This window comes from Streptomyces sp. NPDC004647, assembly GCF_040609575.1.
In the GTDB taxonomy this organism is placed as follows: Bacteria; Actinomycetota; Actinomycetes; order Streptomycetales; family Streptomycetaceae; genus Streptomyces.
Map to the genome: position 1 here is coordinate 1 of NZ_JBEXKU010000003.1, position 19,525 is coordinate 19,525.

Here is a 19,525-nt window from a genome sequence, read left to right on the forward strand (position 1 = left end):
CCCGCCAGATAGGCGGTACGGCCTGCCTCCACGACGGTGATGTGGTGGTAGCCGGGTGTCTCATGCAGCTGCTCGGGGTTGATGCGGGTGATCTTCTCAGTCATGTCAGCGAGTCTGACCAGCGTGGTGCCAGCACGCACCGCAATTTCCCCACCGGCAAGCACTCCGCAGCGACGTGAGGTTAAAGAACAAGCTGAGAAGCTGTGTCACATCTCCTTTCCGCAGGTCGCAGCGGCAGCGCGCTGGTCTTCAGGCGCGGCTGCGAGGGTGACCGTCGATGCCTCGGCCTGGCAGCGAGGCCGGGCCAGGCGGCGGGACATGACCGTTATGAAGAGCCACTGGATGTGGGCTTCCACGTGGGCCATCAGCCGCTCATAGTCTCTCGCGTTGCGCCGGACCCGCATCGTCCACGAGTTGCTCCGTTCCACCACCCACCGCTTCGGCAGCAGAACGAAGCCCTTGGCGTCCTTGGGGCATCTCCGTTGGCACGGCGTCCGTTGCGGTTCCAAGCGAGGCTGGTGACGGTCCGCCGACAGCCCCCACGCGGCACCCCAACCCGAACGCCGCATGAAATCCCATATGCCATTGATTCAATGCGTATGGTGCAAACCGAGGATGGTAGCAACTCTGGCGCTCTTGCTTGCCATGCCTCAGAACCACATCCGCGCACTTCCGGACCCCGCTTCAAGGAGTTGGCATGGTCACAAACATCAAGGCCGCGCAGAGCACCGATATGGCCACCGGCAATGGCTCGGTGACGTTCTACGACGACGCATCACTCGCGGCGACGCAGGCACTCAAAGACTCGGCCGCGCTCGCCCCCACTACTGAGCGGCCTGCACCCGAAATCGGGGCTGCTGGGTGGACCGCGTTGGCTACGGGCATGCTCAACCTTATTGGCGCGGCCCAGACCGGGGTGTCCGTCGCCCAAACGGTACTGGCCAACACCAGCAAGGGGCAGGTGGAGATCACCATCACGAACAACGCGTCGAAGCCGGTGGTGCTCTACAACTACATTCCCCACTACTGCGATGTCAGCAACGTGCCCAATCCGCTCTCCACCGGGGAGAGCGATGTGTTCACACTGACCCGGCAAAGCGCCATCGACGACGATTCGTACGTCGAGCTCGATTTCATCCTCGGCGACGGGGTGAACAACACCCCATTTAAACTGTGGTACACCTACACCGACTCGGGCAACCGGGACGGTGGCTGCTTACCGCCCAGGTGGAGGAGGGCGACAAGCACGTTTACCCCAAGGCCCTGCAGATGTTTGGGTTTACCTACACGGGCAATCCGGGCTTCCCGAAGTTCTCGCTCTACACCTCGATGGTCGAGACCAGCAGCGGCCTGCTGTCGATCACGATCTACGACAAGGCCCCCTCCTGACCGGTCCCCTGTGCGGCTGGGCATCTCTCGGCTGATCGCCCGGCACCCGGTTGGCTGCACCAGCTGGTTCAGCGTCATGGCGGCAGGACCGGCGTCGTCCCGCGCCCTCACTGTCTCATCGCCCGCTCCGACAGCAGACGACCCACCGCCGAAGGTAGGAGCCCGCACACATCACAGGCCGACCAAACCCCAGCGAACCACCCCTGGGACCTGCCCGGCTGAGAAATCCGACACCGAAGAGCGTCACCGCCCCCCTCCAGTCTCGTACGGTGGCCGTATGGGCAGGGATGGGGTGCCCCGGCTGAGGCTGGCTGTGGTTACGGATGATCGTGACGGCGGCCGCGGTTGTGTCGTGGGTGCGGTGGTCCGCTTTGAAAGGCGGGGGCACGGCCGCCGGCGCCCGCCCGGCGGCCGGGTGCAGCCGGTCCACGCCGCCGGTGTGGGAGCGAGGCCGGGCGGATGAAGGGCGATCACGGGCGGGCGGCGCCCGGCACGTTGAGGGAGCGGGTCAGCGCGGTGAGCCCGGATGAGGCCTTCGCGTACGGCGTGCCGTCCGGGTGCAGGGTGAAGACGGCCACGATGGAGTAGTCGCCCTGGCCCACCGTTCCCGTGGTGTGCAGCGCCTCGCGGCCGAGGTCGACGCCGCCCGCCGTCGCCGCACCCCGTGAGCCGGTGTCAGGCCCGGGGTCAGTGCCAGGGCCGGTGCCAGGGCCGGTGCCAGTGGATGCCGGGAGTCCGTTCCCGCTCGTGGCGGAGGCGGTGCAGCCGCCCGAGCCGAAGCCGGACCACCCCTGCTTCACGGCCCACGGCCGGTCGAAGGCGGAGGGAATGCCGAAGTGCTGGTCGAAGCCGTCGGCGGCGCAGCGTGTGGACTGCCGCAGGTTGCCCATGACGAAGTCGCGCACGGGTGCCGGAGCGGAGTCGAGGAGATAGCGGTAGATCTTCACGGTGTCCGCCGCCGTGACGGCCGTGTAGCCCCAGTACCCCGGATATCCGGTCGGCGGCCCCGTGGTATCGGTCAGACCGAGCCGCCCGACCATCCGCTCGATGATCGCCACCCGTCCGTTCCGGTCCCAGTAGTGGCTCGCCGCGCTGTCGTCACTGCTTCTGAGCATGCCCTCCAGCCGGCTCCGGTCGGCGGGCGGAATGTCGTACGCCGGGCCGCGGTCCCACAGGAAATCGAGGGCTATCAGCAGTTTCACCACCGACGCCGACCGGAAGGCCAGGTGCGTGTTGAGTCTCTCGGTGAAGGTACCGGTCCGCCGGTCGAAGACCGCGAACCCCGCGGTCACCTGCGCCGGTACCTCGACCCCCGCCCGGGTCGGGGGCTGCGCGGCTGTCGCGATGGGTGTCAGGCAGACCAGGGCCCCCGCCAGCGCGACGGCCGCCCTCGGCCGGACGCGCAGTCGGTGAAGAGGCTTCACAGGTGTCTCAACTTCCGTCGAACAGTACGTACGTGACCCCGGCCGGCTGAGAGCTGCGGCCCGGGGTCAGACGTCACCGACCGTAGATCGCGACGGAGCGGTCGGGACCCTCGAATGTCTCAGGGTCGTCCGGTGGAGCCTGGTGGGCCTGGAGACCGGGGGCCTCACCGCCGTACGCGGCAGCACACGGCGCGGTGGGTGGCACCGGTCGAAGGTGGCCGAACGGACCAACAGGCTGCGCTCACCCGTAGAAGCAGCGTCGGCGTCCTCCGGCCGGGTCGCCCCGAGGCTGCCCGGCGAACACAGAGCCGATGGGGCGACAAGCCCTACCGCAGCAGCTTCCGGGGGTCCGAGCGGAAGGTTGTGACCAAGGCCAGGCACAGCAGGGCGATGCCGATGCGGCCCGAGGCCTGGAGCAACGGGCCGCGCAGCAGGATGAAGGCGTAGCCCGCGACCACCGGAATCACGATCGCCAGCACATTGCCCGGCCGGGGATCGTCCAGCGTCCGCAGCGTGTAGCGGCGGTCGGCGCGGGCGGAGAGGTAGCCCAGGCCCAGGAAGCCACCGGTCATGCCCAACGGTCCGAAGTCCAGCCAGAGTTCGGCCCAGAGGGGGGAGGAGAGATTGGTGTTGCTCATGCCCATCCACTGGCCGACCCGGACGCCGGAGTCGAGGGGCTTGCCGTGCCAGACCGAGCGCGGCACGAAGAAGAAGGTGGAGGCGGCGAGTTGGCGACCGTACGCATGGCCCGCTCCCGAGCCGACGAAGGTGATGGTGTTGGCGAGCATGCCGATCTGGTCGTAGTCCTTGCGCACCAGGGGATCGAAGGCCGAGGTGGACTCGGCCGGCCGCCGGCCGCTCTCGTCGTAGCGGAAGCGGTCCATGAAGGGGAACAGCAGGAGCGCCGCGACCACGCCCATCGCCAGCGCCGCCCGGTACATCACCGGGCTCTTCGGGAAGGCCGTGAAGAGGATCGAGAACATCACGGTCAGGAACCAGTAACGCGGGTTGGAGACCGGGTTGTTGACGAGCGCGTTCACCCCGAGCAGGCCCGCCCACATCAGGATCACCGAGGGGCGACGGCGCGCGTGGCGTGAGGTGACCAGCCAGCGGGTGAGGAAGAGGAAGGCCAGCAGCGCCGGTACGGTCCCGAAGCCGCGCAGGAACGCCGATCCGACATGGGACTCCGAGCTCGCCACCCCGCTGCTCTGGATGCCCTCGCTGATCTCCTGGCGGCTGCTGAAGAAGACCGAAGGCCCGCCCAGCTTGACGACGAACAGCGCGCTCGCCACATACGCGAACGCGACCAGCAGATAGAGCCTGCGGCGGCTGACCGAGGCCGTACGGCGGTTCCTGCGGGTACGGAGCACCGGCCGGTGCCGGGCCAGGAGCACGCCCACGTCGAAGGCGACACAGCCGCACAGCGCCAGCGAAACGGCCAGCACCAGATCGGAACGGGTTCCCACCACCGGCGTCGGTGTCTGCCCGAGCACCGCCTGGGCCAGCGGAGCCACACCCAGGGCCACGTAGACGAAGAGCCAGAACGAGCCCTGGATGAGGCGGCGCCGGGCCGTGAGCGTCATCGCCGCGAGCCGGGCCCCGGCGTAGCCGGTGAGCACGAGCTGAAGCCAGTACGCCTCGTCCCTGATCCCGGGGCCCGGCATGACGGCCACCAGCACCGGCAGGAAGAAGACCAGCCCGAGGACGAGCGGCACGGCCAGGGCGCGGGAGAGGACCGCGCGCGGGGAGACCGCGGGTACGTCGAGCGGCGCCGCGCCCCCCGCGGCTGGTCTGTCCGTCACGTCAACTGCCAATGTCCCCCGCCTCGTTCACCGGCCGTCCCCGACCCGTCGCGCAGACCTGTCGAACGGGCCTGCCTCGCCCCCGAGTAGTTTAGAGAGACATATCAACCATCGAACGGACATCGGAAGATCCGGCCTCGCCGCCATGCCCCCGCCGATACGCTGACTCGACGATGCTGGGGAGCATCGGGGGGAGGAAAATTCGGTGAAGGTTCTGCATGTCGTCACGCTCCACACGCCGACCAACGACTTCGGCGGGCCCACCCGGGTGGCCCTGAACCTCTCCAAGGGCCTGCGGGCCAGTGGCGTGGACGCCAGAATCGCCACGTTGGGAGACGGGTTCGACGGGCCGCTGCCGACGGCGGTCGAGGGCGTACCGGCCTTCATGTTCCAGGCGCGGCATGTGCTGCCGCAGTTCGAGGTCAGCGGCATCACCTCGCCGGCCCTGCTCGCCCGGGCCCGCGAACTCGTGAGGACGGCCGATGTCGTGCACGTCCATCTCATGCGCGACCTGATCACCCTGCCGTTCGCGCTGATCGCGCTGCAGTGCGGGCGGCCGCTGGTCCTCCAGACGCACGGGATGATCGACCCCACCGAGAAGCGGGTCGCCAAGATCGTGGACGCGCTCGGGCTGCGCCGCGTGCTGCGCAAGGCCGATGCGATCCTGCATCTGACGGAGATGGAGCGCGAGGGCGTGGAGGCCGTGGTCGCGCCGGCACGGCTGACCCGTACGCACCGGCTCGTCAACGGCGTCGAGTTGCAGGAGCGCAGGCCCCTACGCGAGCCCGGCCGGCCGCCGACCGTGCTGTACTGCGCCCGCGTCCAGGCCCGCAAGCGGCCCGAGGACTTCATCGCCGCGATCCCCACGGTCCTCGCCAAACACCCGGACGCTCGCTTCGTCCTCGCAGGACCCGACACGGGCTCGCTCGCCGGCGCGATGCTGGACCTCGCCCGAGGCCTCGGCGTCGCGGACGCGGTCGAGTACGTGGGCGCGCTCGGCCACGCCGAGGTGCTGGAGCAGCTGCGCCGCTCGGACGTGTACGTACTGCCCTCCGTCGTCGAGCCGTTCGCCGTGTCCGTGCTGGAAGCCATGTCCGTCGGCGTGCCCGTCGTCGTCACCAGGACCGGCGGGCTGTCTCCCGACGTCGACGCGGCGGGCGCCGGCCGGGTCGTGGACAGCAGTCCGGACCGGGACAACGGCCCGCTCGTCGGCCAGGCGATCCTGGAGCTGCTGGACCCGGCGGCCAACGAGGAGGCGTCCGACGCCGCCTGGCGGCTGATCCGCGACCGGTTCTCCATCGACGCGGTTGTCGACACGCTGCGAGGGGTGTACGGGGGCGTCACCGGGCGGTGACGCCCCCGTAGGCCCCGGGAGTGCCGCGGCCCTGTCCGCACCGCGACACTCCCCGGGCGCGTACCCGCGCTCGGGCACTTTCCGTACCCGCGCTCGGGCACTTTCCGTACCCGTACCCGCACCCCGGCGGTGCGGTACGCGGCACGGCACGGCACAGGGACCGTCGGGCGGGCTTACTCCCCGCGCTCGCACCCGCGCCGCGGTCCTACCCGCGCGCCCCCCGCCCCTCTCTCGTCTTCAGCCCGATCTGCCAGCGGTAGAAGCTCATCGCCAGGGCGTAGTCGAGACCCGCGCGGCCGTCCAGGAACCCGCGCTTGTAGAGATAGGCGTAGGCGAACGACACCAGCGGTTTGAACGGCGCCTTGTGGAAGAGCTGGCCCTGGCGCGTCTTCGCCTGCCGGATCTCCTCCCGCACCTCCGGGTGGAGCTCGAGCCACGCCTCCCAGTCCGAGTAGCGGTTGTGCCGCTCGAACCAGGTCCGTACCGGATCCAGGTCCTCGTGCTCGATCGGTGACTTCAGCCGCCACACCGACTCGGCGACCGGCTGGTAGTGCCCCTCCTGCTCGCCCATGCCCGGGGCGTCCAGGTCCCCGAGCACGGGAAAGTGGCAGCGGGTACGGTCCAGCAGCGCCCGCTTGACGATGGTGTAGCCGTGCCGCAGCCGCCTGCCCGCGAACCAGTAGCCCAGCGGGATGTCGAAGGCCGCGATCTTCACCGGCCGGGAGAAGACGTACCGCAGTTCCCGCAGCAGTTCGGGGCTGGGCGTCTCGTCGCCGTCGAGAAAGAGGAGCCAGGGCGTCTCGGTCCGGATGTGGTCCAGGCACCACTGCTTCTTCTTCGGATACCCGCCGTCCCACTCGTACGGGACGACCTCGGCGCCCAGCTCCGCCGCGATCTTGCAGGTGTCGTCCGTGCTGTTCGAATCGACCACGACCACTGCCTCGAAGTGGTCGATGACGGAGCGGACCGTCCGCGCGATGTTCTCGGCCTCGTTCTTCGTCGGGATCGCCACGACGATCGGGAGCTTGCTCGGGCTCAACCGGTGCTTCCTTTCTGCGCGGCCTTCAGCACAGGCAGCTGCCGAGGGCACAGGTGGGTGACGGCCGCCTCGGCGTTCGCGATCTCTCCGGAGCGGATCGCGCTGACCGCCGCCTTGCGGTCCAGCTTCGCCGTACGGGTGATCCGGTCGCAGGTCTCCTGGCCGATCTGGAGGACGGCCGCCGGGTCGGTGCCCCGGGGCACCCGGTCGGTCAGATACGCCCTCTGCTTCTTGGTGAACGACCCGGTGGCCGGGGTGAGTTCGGCCTTCGGAACTTTCGGGCCGTCCGACGGCGCGGCCCCCGGCCCGCCCCCGGACTTCCCGGAGGACTTCCCCGAGGAGTCCCCGGAGGAGCCGCCGTCGGCCCCTGACCGATCAGGCGACATACGGTCCGCCGCCGCGGCCGGGGGCCGCTCCTTCGCCGGAGCGGAGTCGTCGCCCCCGCCCCCGCACCCGGTCAGCAGCGTCGCCGCCGCCGCGAGGAACGCGACGGCGGCGACGGCCGACCGGGGACTACGGGTCACGAACGCGCCCCGAGAGTGCGGTGCGCCGAGACCTGCGAGCCGGACAGCACACTCGGGTAGATCGCCGTCTCGTCGATCTGGCCGGCGAAATAGTCGCTCGACGGGCTGCTCGGCCACGAGGAGTTGAGGGTGTCACCCCCGACGTGCCAGTACCCGGCGTAGTTCTGGCTGGAGGTGACCAGCAGATTGCTCGCCTTCAGCGACCCGTCCACGTACAGCCGCATCCCGCCCGGCCCCTGGGTGGCGACGACATGGTGCCAGGTGCCGTTGTTCAGACCGGAACCGCTGCTGATGGTGCGGGCGTAGCCGCTGTTGACGCCGAAGACGATCCGGCCGTCATTGGTCATGTACAGATGCTTGTCGTGGCTGGCGCTCGGCTCCTGGGTGCGGTCGCCGAAGCCGACGAGCTTGCCGCCCTGCCTCGTGGTCGTCTTGAACCAGGTTTCGATGCTGTACGAGGTCGGGCGGCTGTGCTTGCGGTCGCTGTAGGTGTACTCGTCGGTGCCGTTGTAGCCCACGGCCGTGCTCGGCCCGGGCACCGCCGGCGGAGTGACCCGGTACGTCGGAGCGTTGCGGTGGATGCCGCTGTTGTCCGTGCCCGATGCGTCCGCGGCGAACTGGCCGCCGGCCTCGTCGTACCGCCAGTACAGATTCGCGCCGTCCGCCTTCACCCGTGCCGGATAGTCCTCGGCCACCGCGGGCACGGTGACCGTCTGGGTGGCGGACTTCGCGCTGGTGTTGGTGCCGTCGCTCGCCGTGATCCGGTAGGTGTACGTCGAGCCCGCCGTCACGTCGGTGTCGGTGAAGGTCAGCTGCGGCCGGACCCAGGGCAACGACGAGCCGCTGACCGTGTGGACCGGGGTGGTGGCGCCGTTCTTGTAGACCCGGTAGGTGATGTCGCTGTCGTCCAGGTCCAGGCTGGACTGCCAGCGCACGCTCACCTCACCCGGCTTGACGCTGGAGGCGTTGACCAGGGGCACGGACGGGGCGCCGGTGTCCGGGCCGCTCGCGAAGCGGGTCAGCCCCTGCTGTCCCGAACCGTTCACCGTGGTGAACTCGCCGCCGACCCACAGATAGTCGGTGCCGCCGGAGGACGAGGTCTCCATCACCCGCGGGCCGATCTGCTCGCCCAGACCGTCGTTGGTGTCGGGGAACCAGCTCAGCAGGGTCGGGTCGTCGACCGACTCGGCGAGCAGATGCTTGCGGCGCTGGTTGGGGAACGCGCCCATGCTGCTGCAGTCGTGCGCGTGCGAGCCCGAGTACAGGACGCTCTTGTAGACCTCCACCGACTGGGTCGCGCCGAGGCAGGTGTCCCGCCAGCGCTGGTTGAAGTCGCTGAGGTTCAGGGCGATACGGCCGTCGAAGACCCCGCCGCCGGTGCCCTCGTTGCCGGTGTAGAAGCTGTTCGCGTCCGTGGTGATGTCCTTGACCACGGAGGTGGTCGGGATGAAGCCGCCGCTGTAGGCCTTGGCGAGGGAACCGGTACCGGAGTCGACCACGGCCAGCGCGTGCGAGTTGGTGCCGTTGACGGTGAAGAAGTCACCGCCCAGCAGCACCTTGCCGCCGTCCGGGGTCACCTCCACGGCGCGGCCCGGCTCGTCGGCGTCCGCCGTCCACGGTGTGAGGTCACCCCCCGTGGTGACCGCGCCGAAGTACCGGCGGGGCTGCCCTTCCAGCGAGGTGAAGTCCCCGCCGAGATAGACGGTGTCGTCGGTCACGGCCAGGGCCCGTACGGTTGCGCTCGCCGCCACCTTGAAGGACGTCTTCGGCGCGCAGGTCGCGATGTCGATCGCGGCCACATTGCTCGTTCCGACGCCGTTGACCGCTCCGAACTGCCCGGCCGCGTACAGGGTCTTGCGGTCGGGAGAGACCGCCATGGCCCGTACGGTCGCGGTGCCGGAGCCGATCGTGAAGGAGAGCTTGCAGGAGGTCGGCGCGCCGGTCGCGGTGTCGAACGCCGCGAAGTTGACGGCCGGTTCCTCGTTGCTGCCGGACGGCGCGTCCGGCGGTCTGACGGTGGAGAAGGTGCCTCCCGCGAAGACCACGCCGTCGGCCTCCGCAAAGGCCCAGACGATGCCGTTGGTCTGCCAGGTCGGCAGATCGTCGGCGGTGATCCCGACAGGCGGGGTGAGGGCGGTCGCCGTCGGCGCCGACACCACCCCCGCACCGATCAACGATGCGGCTGCCATTGACATGACAGCCGTGTAAACCCCCAGTGTGCGCATGTGCCCCCCTGGCCCCTGCGTGTTCTTGTTCGTACCTGTTCCGGTTCTGATTCGTACTGTTCTGGTTCGTGATTGTTCTGCTTCGCGCGCGCAGCCCGTCCGGGGCGCCTTGCGCGGTGTGCACGGCAGGTTAGGGCGCCGGCCATGAGCTCGTAACCGGAATGGCCAAAATAGAGACCGTACTTTGCGTGTTGGCGGGTCATCTGTCGATACGAACCGCTGAACCGTCCAATTCCGCATCGAGCTTGGACACATCGGCCTGGACCATGATGCGAGCCAGGTCGGGCCAGCGGACCTCGGGCTTCCAGCCGAGCAGCGACTCCGCCTTGGAAGCGTCGCCTATCAGGGCGTCGACCTCGCTGGGGCGCTCGTACTTGGGGTCGAAACGCACATATTCGGCCCAGTCGAGATCCACGGTCGAGAAGGCGACCTCGAGGAACTGCCGTACGGTCCCGGCCTCACCCGTCGCCACCACGTAGTCGTCCGGCCGGTCCTGCTGGAGCATCAGCCACATCGCCTCGACGTACTCCGGCGCGTAGCCCCAGTCCCGTACGGCGTCGAGATTGCCCATGTACAGCCGGTCCTGGAGACCGGCCTTGATACGGGCCACCGCGCGGGTGATCTTGCGGGTCACAAAGGTCTCACCGCGCCGCGGTGACTCGTGGTTGAAGAGGATGCCGTTGACGGCGAACAGATCATACGCCTCGCGGTAGTTGACCGTCGCCCAGTAGCCGAAGACCTTGGCGCAGCCGTACGGGCTGCGCGGATGGAACGGGGTCCGCTCGTTCTGCGGGGGCGGTGTGGCCCCGAACATCTCCGAGGACGACGCCTGGTAGATCCGGGTCTCGATCCCGCTCGCCCGGATCGCCTCCAACAGGCGCATGGAGCCCATGCCGGTCACGTCGGCGGTGTAGAGCGGTGCGTCGAAGGAGACCCGGACATGGGACTGCGCGCCGAGGTTGTAGACCTCGTCGGGCCGCAGATCGCGCAGCAGATTGACCAGCGCGACGCCGTCGGAGAGGTCGGCGTGGTGCAGTACGAGTCTTCGGTCCGGCTCCTGCGGCCCCTCGTAGACGTGGTCCAGCCGCTCGGTGTTGAACGACGACGAGCGGCGCACCAGACCGTGGACGGTGTAGCCCTTGGAGAGCAGCAGCTCGGCCAGATACGAGCCGTCCTGCCCGGTGATTCCGGTGATCAGTGCGCTCTTGTCCATTCCGAGACCCCCTGGGTGCCGGGCCCGTACGGCCCTGGATTAATCAGAAATATGCTGTTTTTCGGACGGATGAAGGGATTCACTCCCTGGCGGGCGGTCCCCGCTGACACAATCCGTTGCCATGACTGCTGCGACTTCCCCGGGGAACACCCCGGGCGCCCGGGCCGGGGCCACCGAGCCGACGGCCGAGCCGGACCTGCTGCCGGACGGGTCCCGGATATTCGTGGCGGGGCACCGCGGGCTGGTCGGATCCGCGATCGTCCGCCGCCTGACCGCCGATGGCCACGACGTGATCACCCGTGGCCGGGCCGACCTCGATCTGCTCGACTCCGTACGGACCGAATCGTTCCTTCGGGACGTCCGTCCGGACGCCGTCGTGATGGCTGCCGCCAGGGTGGGCGGCATCATGGCCAACAGCACGTATCCCGTGCAGTTCCTCGAGGACAACCTGCGCATCCAGCTCAGCATGATCGCCGGATCGCACGCGGCCGGAGCCGGCCGGCTCCTCTTCCTCGGCTCCTCCTGCATCTACCCCAAGCTCGCCCCGCAGCCGATCCGCGAGGACGCGCTGCTGACCGGGCCACTGGAGCCGACCAACGAGCCGTACGCGCTCGCCAAGATCGCGGGCATCGTGCAGGTGCAGTCCTACCGGCGGCAGTACGGCGCCTCCTACATCAGCGCCATGCCGACCAATCTCTACGGGCCCGGCGACAACTTCGACCTGGCGACCTCGCATGTGCTGCCCGCGCTCATCCGCCGCTTCCACGAGGCGAAACGGGACGGCAAGGAAGAGGTCGTGCTGTGGGGCAGCGGCACCCCGCGCCGCGAGTTCCTGCATGTGGACGACCTCGCGGCGGCGTGCGCGCTGCTGCTGCGCTCGTACGACGAAGACGAACCGGTCAACGTGGGCTGCGGCGAGGACCTGACGATCCGCGAACTCGCCGAGACCGTCCAGGAGGTGACCGGCTTTGCGGGCCGGATCGCCTTCGACACCTCGAAGCCCGACGGCACCCCGCGCAAGCTCCTGGACATCTCCCGCATCGCCGGGCTCGGCTTCAAGCCGAAGGTTCCGCTGCGGGACGGAATCGCCGCGGTGTACGCCGACTGGCAGGCCACGAACGGAACCTGACCCGGCGGCGGCCGGGAGCTGCGCTGTTGCCGGCCCGGACGCGGCTGGGGACCGGGCGGCTCCCGGCCCGGGCGCGGCCGGGTGCTGTGCTGCGGTGGGCCCGACTGCGGCTGCGGCTGCGGCATCGGCGTGGGCATCGGCGTGGGCGTGGGCCTGGGCTTGGGCGTGGGCTTCGGCAGGACCGAGCCCGGCCACCCGGCCGCCGCATTCGCCGCACCTGTCTACGGTCCGGGCGGGGACGGCCGTGCCGCGCACGGCTGTCCCCTCATCCGAGCGGCGCCGCTCGGCGAACGCGAGCACCGCCGTCACGCGCGGCACCCGCTCAGTACGCACCGCGGCCGTCGACAACGGCGCGCAGTGTGCGGGCGATGACGTCCATGTCGCCACCGATCGACCAGTTGTCCGCGTATCGCAGATCCAGCGCCACCGTCTCGTCCCACGACAGATCCGAGCGCCCGCTGACCTGCCACAGCCCGGTGAGTCCCGGCTTCACGGTGAGCCGCCGCACCTCCACCTCGTCGTACTGCGCCACCTCGTCCGGGAGCGGGGGCCGCGGTCCCACCAGCGACATCTCGCCCCGGAGCACATTCACCAGCTGCGGCAGCTCGTCCAGCGAACTGCGCCGCAGCCGACGGCCGATCCGGGTCACCCGCGGGTCGCGGCGCATCTTGAACAGCGGACCGTCCTGCTCATTGGCGGTAGTCAGCTCCGCCCGCCGCTCCTCCGCGTCGACCGCCATCGAGCGGAACTTCCACATGGTGAAGGGCGTTCCGTGCTGTCCGACCCGGGTCTGCCGGTGCAGTGCGGGACCGGGGGAGTCGAGCCGTATCGCCAGTGCCAGCAGTCCGTACAGCGGTGACAGCAGCAACAGACCGAGTGCCGCCCCCGTGCGGTCGAGCGCCGACTTCAGCAGCACTGGCAGTCCACGACGGGCCGGCGGCGCTATGTGCAGCAGCGACAGGCCCGCGACCGTGGCCGTCCGGAGCCGCCGCAGGGCGACATCGGTCAGCCCGGGGGAGACCGCCAGCGGCAGTCCGGCGTCGTGCAGTGCCCAGGAGAGCCTGCGCAGCCGCTCGCCGCTGAGCCGGGGGCCCGGGGCGACCAGTACCAGTTCGGCGCCCAGTTGGCCGGTCGCGGCCAGCACCGGTACCCAGTCCTCGTCCGGGGAGGCGGGTGGTGCGGAGCCCAGCCTGGTCAGGGCCGGTACGCCGGAGGTCAACTGGCCCGCGCCGACCGGGATCACGCCGACCACGACATAGGCGTGGTCGGTCCGTCCCGCCAGGTGCTCCACGACGTCGTCGGCCGCGCTCGGCTCGCCGATCACCAGCACGCGGTGCACCGACTGCGCCTCGCGTCGCAGCGCTGTCAGATGCCGGTGGGTCAACTTGTGGCAGACGACGGTCAGCAGCGGAGCCGCCGACAGTGCGAGCAGCGCCAGCGACGGTTCGGAGCTCTCGCCCACCGCGATCCGGGCGACTGCCAGCAGCCCCAGCAGCGTCAGCCAGTCGTTGAGCACGGGCAGTACGCCCCGCGATTCGCCCAGCGCCCGCTCGGCGTACCGGTGGTGGGAGGCCCGTACGCCGAGCCAGACCGCCGTCGCGGTGAGCGCGGCCAGGACCGGATGGGGCTGGAGCGTGCTGCCGAAGACGACGAGGACGGGCACCCCGATGCCCAGCCCGTCCGTGATCAGAGTGAGGGGCAGGTACCACGGGGACTTGCCCCTCCCCGCCGCGCTTCTCCGTGCGGAAACCGGTCTGACCGGCCCGGAATAGAACATATCGACACGCCGCATGGACCCCCCTGGCACAACGCGACCGAAGAAGCGCACCAGCCACTTCCCCAAGTGAACGGTGCGCAAGGTGCCGGACACGTTAGGTCAAACAGATGTGCGCCCGCCGGGGTTTGCTGATTTTTGCCACCTCATACCCCGTGGGTTCACTTTCGGGACGCGGCCGAATTTCTACTGCTCGGTGCCACCGGCGACGGCGGCGGAGGGCCGCCCGGCGCGGACCGGCGGCGCGCCGGACAGCGGCGGCGGCATGTCCCGGGCCGGTACGTAGTCGTGCCCGCCCTCGCAGGCCGCTCGCTCGGGAGAGGCCGAAAAGAAACGTTGGGTGACCCACGCCACTCTGGCCCCGGCATGCATTTCCCAGGAGCGTCCCTCTGCACTGGGCAGTGCAGAGGGACGCAGAGGGATGCAGAGCGATGCTCTCCCGGGACGTCAGCGCAAGGAGCGGAAGAAGCCGCGGATATCGCTGATGAGCGTGTCGGGAGCCTGGAGGGAGGCGAAGTGGCCGCCGGTGGTGAATTCCGACCAGTGGGTGATGTTGTTCGACAGTGCCGCCAGCCCGCGGACGGCGCGGTCGCCGAGGAAGTTGGCCACCCCGGTGGGGACACCTGACGATGCGGGGCGTACGCCCCAGCCGTCGGCGCCGGCTTCGAGGTAGAGCCGTGCGGCCGAGCCGGCGGTGGAGGTGAGCCAAAGGGCGGTGACGTTGGTCAGCACGGCATCACGGTCGGCCGGAGTCTGCTGAGTACGGTTCGGATCGTGGTCGACGAACCATTCCAGGTTCCAAGCGAGTTGCCCGGCGGGCGAGTCGTTGAGCGCGTAGGCAACGGTCTGCGGGCGGGTGGCCATCTGGGTGGCGTAGCCGGAGTGGCCGTACCACCACATCTCGTTCTCCTGCGCCTGCTCGCGTTCCTCGTCGGTGAGGTTGTCCAGCTCGTCCGGGCCGGCGGGGGTCGCGGCGTTGGCCAGCGCGTTGACGTGCACGCCGATGACGTTGCCGGGAGCCACGCGACCGATCTCGGGTGAGACGATCGCGCCGAAGTCGCCGCCCTGGGCGCCGTACCGGTCATAGCCGAGGCGCCGCATCAGTTCGGCCCAGGCGCGGGCGATGCGGTTGGTTCCCCATCCCTTCTCCCGAGTGGGGCCGGAGAAGGCGAACCCGGGGACGGACGGTGCGACGACGTGGAACGCGTCGGCCGGATCTCCTCCGTGGGACCGAGGGTCGGTGAGCGGGCCGATGATGTCCAGGAAGTCGTTGACCGTGCTGGGCCAGCCGTGCGTGACGATCAACGGCGTGGCATCCGGCTCCGGGGAGCGGACGTGCATGAAGTGCACGGTCTGCCCGTCGATCACGGTGGTGAACTGCGGGACCTTGTTGAGCCGCGCTTCCTGTGCGCGCCAGTCGTAGTCGCCTGACCAGTATTCGACCAAGTCCTTGAGGTACGGCAGGGCGACGCCGTAGTCCCAGCCCGCGTCGGGGAGTTCGTCGGGCCAGCGGGTCCTGACGAGGCGGTCCCGCAGGTCGTCCAGATCACCCTGCGGGATGTCGATGCGGAATGGGCTGATGTCCGTGTTTCTGTTCATGCGGATCAAGATAGGAAGCGTTGCGGTCAATTGATGTCCGCAATGAGTCGGGTATCGAGAACTGAGGCGGGTGTGGATCTTGTCGAGCGCTCTCCTGAAAACGGAGTAGGCCCGAGCCGAAGCCCGGTGCTTAGTCTTCGAGTTGGTGCGTGCTCGTTCGGCGAGGAGCAGAGCGAGGGGACGCCTGGAGCAGGAACCGCCTCTCACCGGTGGTCAGCGTCCCGCGTCGGCCCACGGTCTTGTGCGTCGTCCATGGTCAGCCCCTCTCCGGTGTCAGACGGGGAGTTGCCAGGACGGTCCGGACGGCTCGCCGAGCCAGACGGTTTGTGTGTCGTCCGTGACGGTCATGCCGAACGCGGACTGATCAGGTGGTCTGCGATCCACCGGCCCGTCTGCGAATCCGGGTCAAGGACGATCCCCGCACACGGGAGAACGGTGGAGACCGGGAAGGGCTTCATACGGGTGAGCCCCCACGGGGCTACGGCGGTAGTCGTCATCGTTGTTCACCTTCCGTGTTCGTGGCGTTGGAAACTGCCAGGCAGGGAGGTTGCGCCGGTCATTCCTTGGGGGGAAGCGACCTGCGCCGGCCCGCCCGTGCCGACAATCGACGTCTGTACTAGGGCGGAGTCATGAGGCCTTTCGGCTCCGCGGAGCCGGTGAGCCTGCCGAGGAAGTCGGCGGCGGTCGTGCGTCGAGGAAGGCGCGCGGCGCGGAGGCCTTCATGCGACGGCGCCGCAGAACCTCACCGCGTGCGGCCGGTGCGGGCGCGGGAACCTCGAATTTCGCCCATACCTTTTTGCCGTTCGGGGTCCGGTCCCAGCCGTTGCATGTGGCGAGGGAATCGACCAGGGCCAGCCCGCGCCCGCCTTCGTCTTCGGCCGTGGCGTCCTGGAGTCTGGGCTCGTCTCGGTTGCCATCGTGGACCACCAGGAGGAGCCGTTCGTCATTGAGGTGAAGGCCCACGGTGACGAGTCCGGCCGCGTGCACCACGGCGTTCGTGACCAACTCCGAGGCCACAAGCTTCACCGCCTCCCGCTCGTCCTCATTCAGCGGCACCCCCCAGGCACGGACATGCCCAAGGACGCGATCCCGTGCGAACGCGACGGCGGAGGGATCGCCGGGTACGAGAATTCGAGCGCGGCGGGTCATGAGGAGTACTCCTTGGTATGGGCGATGGATTGGAGGCAGCCGGTCCCGACGGGGGCGCGGGGACCGGTTGCCGATCTGGCGCCGTCCGGGGCCTGTTCTGTGAAGCCGGTGTTGTCGGCCCGGTTCCCAGGGCGGCTGCCACCAAGTCAACGGCCTGCCACAGGTAAAGAGGAGGAAAAACCGCGTGTCATCCATGCGCAGAAGACCGGAAATTTTGACTGCCGCTTGACTCGACCTGTACTACCGGACGCACTAGCGCCATTACGGTGAGTACGTGGCAGCAAACCAGGCGCTCAAAGCCCACATGGACGAACGTGGCCTGAAGCAGGAGGAGTTAGCGGAGGGGCTGAACGATGCTCTGTTCGAGCTGACCGGACGGCGCGGGACGGTATCCGACCGCACCATCCGCAATCTGCTGACCGGAAAAACCGTATGGCCGCAGTCTCGGCAGCGCCTCGCGCTGGAGACAGTATTCGGATGCACCGCCGCTGATCTCGGATTCAGGGACCCGAGGACAGCGGATCGCACGCCAGAGTCGCGGGAGGGACCTGTGCACCGCCGCTCCTTTATCACCGCCACGACCGGAACGATCCTCGCGGCGACAACTGCCACCTCGACAGGCGCGCCGCATCGTGTCGGTACATCTGACGTGCGACGCCTCTACGCCAAGCTCGCCGAAGTCGTCGCGGCCGACGACAGACAGGGCGGAACGAAGGCAGTCGAAGACACTGCCCTTGCTTACGCCGACGAAGCCATGGACCTCCAGCAGCGCGGCTACGCCTCTCAGCGAGTACGCGGCCAGATCTTCTCGGCTGCCGCCGCTTTCACGAGCTCCGCGATGTGGGCCGCGATCGACGGCCGCCGTCTGGACGACGCGCAACACCACCTGAATCAGGCCGTCACCCTGGCTGGCCTCTCCGCCGACCCGGCCGTCCAATTCCGAGTGTGGGGCCACGCGGGCGCCCTCTACCGGCAGCTCGGCCAGTACACGCAGGCACTGGCCGCCGACGAGGCAGCGAAGTCCCGGCGGTCACACGCCGCGACCCTCTTTACGCATCCCTCGCCCACGCCCGTACCGCCGTTCACCAGGCTGACCTCCGCGACCGCACCGCAGCCCTCCGGTCCCTGGGTCGCGCCCAGGATGCCCTCGGCAAAGCCGACCAGTCCGGACCTCGCCCGCCATGGATGCGCTTCTACGACCAGGCGGAGCTGGAACTCCTTGCGCTGATCGCGAACTTCACTCTCGGCCGGTGGGCGGAGGCTGAAGCGCACGCCCACCGCAACCTCGCCCTCCTCCGCCCCGACCTGAAGCGCAATCGCGCCCTGGCACTTGTACATCTCGCCCACGCCCAGCTCGGGCAGGACGCTTTGGGTCACGCGGTCGCCACGGGACGGGCGGTGCCGGCCGATGCACGCCACGGCCGCACCGGACGCCTGTTGAACGCATTCGACGCACGGCTGAAGACCAGGGCCCCAGACACATCCGAGACCAAGGAATGGGCTGACCACATCCGGCAGATGGGGAGTACCGCAGCGTGACCGCTGACATCCAGTTCAGACATGTATGCGACGTTGAGGAAGTCCGTCAGACGATCATTGATATCCACGTTGAGGTACGTGCCCGGGACTTCAGCCTCACCGGCCCCTTCTACAGCGCCGAGCGGTTCGGCGAGCGCCTCACCGGCCACAGCGCAGCCCCTGGCTGGGAGGCCATCATCGGTTATGACGAGGACGAGCCGGTCGGTTTCGCGTACTGCACTCCGCTCGGCCCCAGGACCCGCTGGTGGACCGCGATGACCACCCCGCTGCCCGAGGGGTACACCGACGAAACCGGCAGCCGGACCCTCGCACTCAATGAGATCGTCGTCCGCAAGTCCTGGCGCGGCACCGGTGCCGCACGCCGAATCCACGAAGAGTTGCTGGCCGGTCGCACCGAGCCGCGCGTCACCCTCCTGGTGAATCCGAAGGCAGGCGAGGGCAAGGTGCAAACCGTGTACGAGCGGTGGGGCTACGAGAAGATCGGCGAACAGCAGCCGTTCCCTGACTCCCCGGTCTTCGCCGCAATGATGCGCCGCTTGCGCTGAATCGTTCACGGAAGAGGCCACTGCCCGAACCCACTCCAGGGCCAGGGCGATTTCAAAGTCTTTTGACCTTTGGGTTGTTGCTGGTCAGGGCATGAGCGAGGCCGCCAGCGGGGAGTTGCCCTGGCCGCCTACGGGGAGAATCGAGAGGCCGTTGACATCGTGGGAGGGCTCCTGCGCATGAGTAACAGGATTCATGGTGAACGGTCAACGCCACTGCACTCCGTATCCGTGGCGGCCGCCGTGGTCCGCGAGGATGGGCGGGTTCTGGCCATCCAGCGTGCTGACAACGGCACATGGGAGCCGCCTGGCGGGGTGCTGGAACTCGATGAGTCGCCGGAACGGGGCGTCTGCCGCGAGGTCCTGGAGGAGACTGGCGTCGAGATCGAGGTGGAACGGCTCACCGGCGTCTACAAGAATCTCTCCCGTGGCATCGTCGCCCTGGTCTTCCGCTGTCGGCCCGTGGGTGGGACAGCCCAGAAGTCGGACGAAGCCCGGACCGTCGCGTGGTTGTCGCCCGAGGAAGCGGCGGACAGGATGAACGAGGGTCACGCGGTACGCATCCTGGACGCCTGTGTCGGAGGTGCTCCGGCGATCCGCTCGCACGACGGCCGAAGGATCATCGAGGACGCACCGGGGTCCGCGTCATTCGAGTAGTCGCTGGGCACCGTGCTCGGCCGTAGCCCCGGAAGACGGGGCTACTAGTACTCCAGTTGCAGTTTGCTATTTCGGCTGGTCAGGGGCCTGTTTGTGAGTGTAGTGAGCTGACGTGGCGTCATGTGGCGGAAGTTCGTGACTGGTGGTGCGTCGCTTGTAGTGACAG

16 protein-coding genes and 3 pseudogenes are annotated in these 19,525 nt (G+C 68.8%); 6 read left to right on the forward strand and 13 right to left on the reverse strand.

All coding sequences use genetic code 11. From position 1 onward, the window contains the following. The 4 genes and pseudogenes from ABZW18_RS01850 to ABZW18_RS01865 all read right to left on the reverse strand — a co-directional run. A pseudogene (locus ABZW18_RS01850) lies at positions 1–140 on the reverse strand (RidA family protein); the annotation flags it as partial. Positions 141–206: 66 nt separating this feature from the next. Beyond that, a pseudogene (locus ABZW18_RS01855) lies at positions 207–458 on the reverse strand (IS5/IS1182 family transposase); the annotation flags it as partial. Between the two features lie 1,407 nt (positions 459–1,865). Further along, a pseudogene (locus tag ABZW18_RS01860) lies at positions 1,866–2,753 on the reverse strand (hypothetical protein); the annotation flags it as partial. A gap of 386 nt (positions 2,754–3,139) precedes the next feature. Beyond that, positions 3,140–4,615 (reverse strand): hypothetical protein, encoded by a 1,476-nt coding sequence (locus ABZW18_RS01865; protein WP_356180626.1) that lies wholly within the window; start codon positions 4,613–4,615, stop codon positions 3,140–3,142. 205 nt (positions 4,616–4,820) lie between these two features. Between ABZW18_RS01865 and ABZW18_RS01870 the strand changes: the two genes are divergently transcribed. Beyond that, complete coding sequence (locus tag ABZW18_RS01870; protein ID WP_356180629.1) at positions 4,821–5,969, forward strand: glycosyltransferase; 1,149 nt, start codon at positions 4,821–4,823, stop codon at positions 5,967–5,969. Between the two features lie 205 nt (positions 5,970–6,174). Here the strand turns inward: ABZW18_RS01870 and ABZW18_RS01875 are convergent, their stop codons facing one another. From ABZW18_RS01875 to gmd, 4 genes are all read right to left on the reverse strand, one after another. Then, positions 6,175–7,008 (reverse strand): glycosyltransferase family 2 protein, encoded by an 834-nt coding sequence (locus ABZW18_RS01875; protein ID WP_356180631.1) that lies wholly within the window; start codon positions 7,006–7,008, stop codon positions 6,175–6,177. Then, entirely contained in the window at positions 7,005–7,532 is a 528-nt protein-coding gene (locus ABZW18_RS01880; RefSeq protein ID WP_356180634.1) for a hypothetical protein, read from the reverse strand. The genes ABZW18_RS01875 and ABZW18_RS01880 overlap by 4 nt, the downstream gene beginning before the upstream one ends. After that, positions 7,529–9,727: a LamG-like jellyroll fold domain-containing protein gene (locus ABZW18_RS01885; RefSeq protein ID WP_356180636.1), complete on the reverse strand. Its 2,199-nt coding sequence runs from the start codon at positions 9,725–9,727 to the stop codon at positions 7,529–7,531. Before ABZW18_RS01885 ends, ABZW18_RS01880 begins: the two co-directional genes overlap by 4 nt. A 229-nt stretch (positions 9,728–9,956) precedes the next feature. Then, positions 9,957–10,970: a GDP-mannose 4,6-dehydratase gene (gene gmd, locus ABZW18_RS01890; protein ID WP_356180638.1), complete on the reverse strand. Its 1,014-nt coding sequence runs from the start codon at positions 10,968–10,970 to the stop codon at positions 9,957–9,959. Between the two features lie 121 nt (positions 10,971–11,091). Here gmd and ABZW18_RS01895 point away from each other — a divergent pair, with 121 nt between their 5' ends. Further along, a complete protein-coding gene (locus ABZW18_RS01895; RefSeq protein WP_356180641.1) occupies positions 11,092–12,099 on the forward strand; it encodes a GDP-L-fucose synthase in 1,008 nt (335 codons plus the stop codon). Positions 12,100–12,421: 322 nt separating this feature from the next. Here ABZW18_RS01895 and ABZW18_RS01900 read toward each other — a convergent pair whose 3' ends face one another. The 5 genes from ABZW18_RS01900 to ABZW18_RS01920 form a co-directional block, all read right to left on the reverse strand. Continuing rightward, positions 12,422–13,891: a sugar transferase gene (locus tag ABZW18_RS01900; protein WP_356180644.1), complete on the reverse strand. Its 1,470-nt coding sequence runs from the start codon at positions 13,889–13,891 to the stop codon at positions 12,422–12,424. 168 nt (positions 13,892–14,059) lie between these two features. Next, entirely contained in the window at positions 14,060–14,245 is a 186-nt protein-coding gene (locus ABZW18_RS01905; protein WP_356180646.1) for a hypothetical protein, read from the reverse strand. A gap of 75 nt (positions 14,246–14,320) precedes the next feature. Next, a complete protein-coding gene (locus ABZW18_RS01910) occupies positions 14,321–15,472 on the reverse strand; it encodes an epoxide hydrolase family protein (protein WP_356180649.1) in 1,152 nt (383 codons plus the stop codon). 344 nt (positions 15,473–15,816) lie between these two features. Continuing rightward, positions 15,817–15,969, reverse strand: a complete 153-nt coding sequence (gene tgmA, locus ABZW18_RS01915) for a putative ATP-grasp-modified RiPP (protein ID WP_356180652.1) — start codon at positions 15,967–15,969, stop codon at positions 15,817–15,819. A gap of 130 nt (positions 15,970–16,099) precedes the next feature. After that, entirely contained in the window at positions 16,100–16,621 is a 522-nt protein-coding gene (locus tag ABZW18_RS01920) for an ATP-binding protein (protein ID WP_356180654.1), read from the reverse strand. 649 nt (positions 16,622–17,270) lie between these two features. Between ABZW18_RS01920 and ABZW18_RS01925 the strand changes: the two genes are divergently transcribed. The 4 genes from ABZW18_RS01925 to ABZW18_RS01940 all read left to right on the forward strand — a co-directional run bounded on the left by ABZW18_RS01925 (position 17,271) and on the right by ABZW18_RS01940 (position 19,359). Beyond that, positions 17,271–17,849, forward strand: a complete 579-nt coding sequence (locus tag ABZW18_RS01925; RefSeq protein WP_356180656.1) for a hypothetical protein — start codon at positions 17,271–17,273, stop codon at positions 17,847–17,849. Next, on the forward strand, positions 17,807–18,160 hold the full coding sequence (locus tag ABZW18_RS01930) for a hypothetical protein (protein ID WP_356180659.1): 354 nt from the start codon (positions 17,807–17,809) through the stop codon (positions 18,158–18,160). Before ABZW18_RS01925 ends, ABZW18_RS01930 begins: the two co-directional genes overlap by 43 nt. Beyond that, positions 18,157–18,705 carry a GNAT family N-acetyltransferase gene (locus tag ABZW18_RS01935; protein ID WP_356180662.1) on the forward strand — a complete coding sequence of 183 codons (549 nt, stop codon included), beginning with the start codon at positions 18,157–18,159 and terminating at the stop codon, positions 18,703–18,705. Before ABZW18_RS01930 ends, ABZW18_RS01935 begins: the two co-directional genes overlap by 4 nt. A 177-nt stretch (positions 18,706–18,882) precedes the next feature. Next, positions 18,883–19,359 carry an NUDIX domain-containing protein gene (locus tag ABZW18_RS01940; RefSeq protein WP_356180664.1) on the forward strand — a complete coding sequence of 159 codons (477 nt, stop codon included), beginning with the start codon at positions 18,883–18,885 and terminating at the stop codon, positions 19,357–19,359. Positions 19,360–19,525: the final 166 nt, after the last annotated feature.

Bases quoted from the DNA above. Each gene is read 5' to 3' on its own strand.
- ABZW18_RS01885 (WP_356180636.1), bottom strand. From the start codon at position 9,727: ATGTCAATGGCAGCCGCATCGTTGATCGGTGCGGGGGTGGTGTCGGCG.
- gmd (WP_356180638.1), bottom strand. From the start codon at position 10,970: ATGGACAAGAGCGCACTGATCACCGGAATCACCGGGCAGGACGGCTCG.
- ABZW18_RS01895 (WP_356180641.1), top strand. From the start codon at position 11,092: ATGACTGCTGCGACTTCCCCGGGGAACACCCCGGGCGCCCGGGCCGGG.
- ABZW18_RS01900 (WP_356180644.1), bottom strand. From the start codon at position 13,891: ATGCGGCGTGTCGATATGTTCTATTCCGGGCCGGTCAGACCGGTTTCC.
- ABZW18_RS01905 (WP_356180646.1), bottom strand. From the start codon at position 14,245: ATGCATGCCGGGGCCAGAGTGGCGTGGGTCACCCAACGTTTCTTTTCG.
- ABZW18_RS01910 (WP_356180649.1), bottom strand. From the start codon at position 15,472: ATGAACAGAAACACGGACATCAGCCCATTCCGCATCGACATCCCGCAG.
- tgmA (WP_356180652.1), bottom strand. From the start codon at position 15,969: ATGACGACTACCGCCGTAGCCCCGTGGGGGCTCACCCGTATGAAGCCC.
- ABZW18_RS01920 (WP_356180654.1), bottom strand. From the start codon at position 16,621: ATGACCCGCCGCGCTCGAATTCTCGTACCCGGCGATCCCTCCGCCGTC.
- ABZW18_RS01930 (WP_356180659.1), top strand. From the start codon at position 17,807: ATGCGCTTCTACGACCAGGCGGAGCTGGAACTCCTTGCGCTGATCGCG.
- ABZW18_RS01940 (WP_356180664.1), top strand. From the start codon at position 18,883: ATGAGTAACAGGATTCATGGTGAACGGTCAACGCCACTGCACTCCGTA.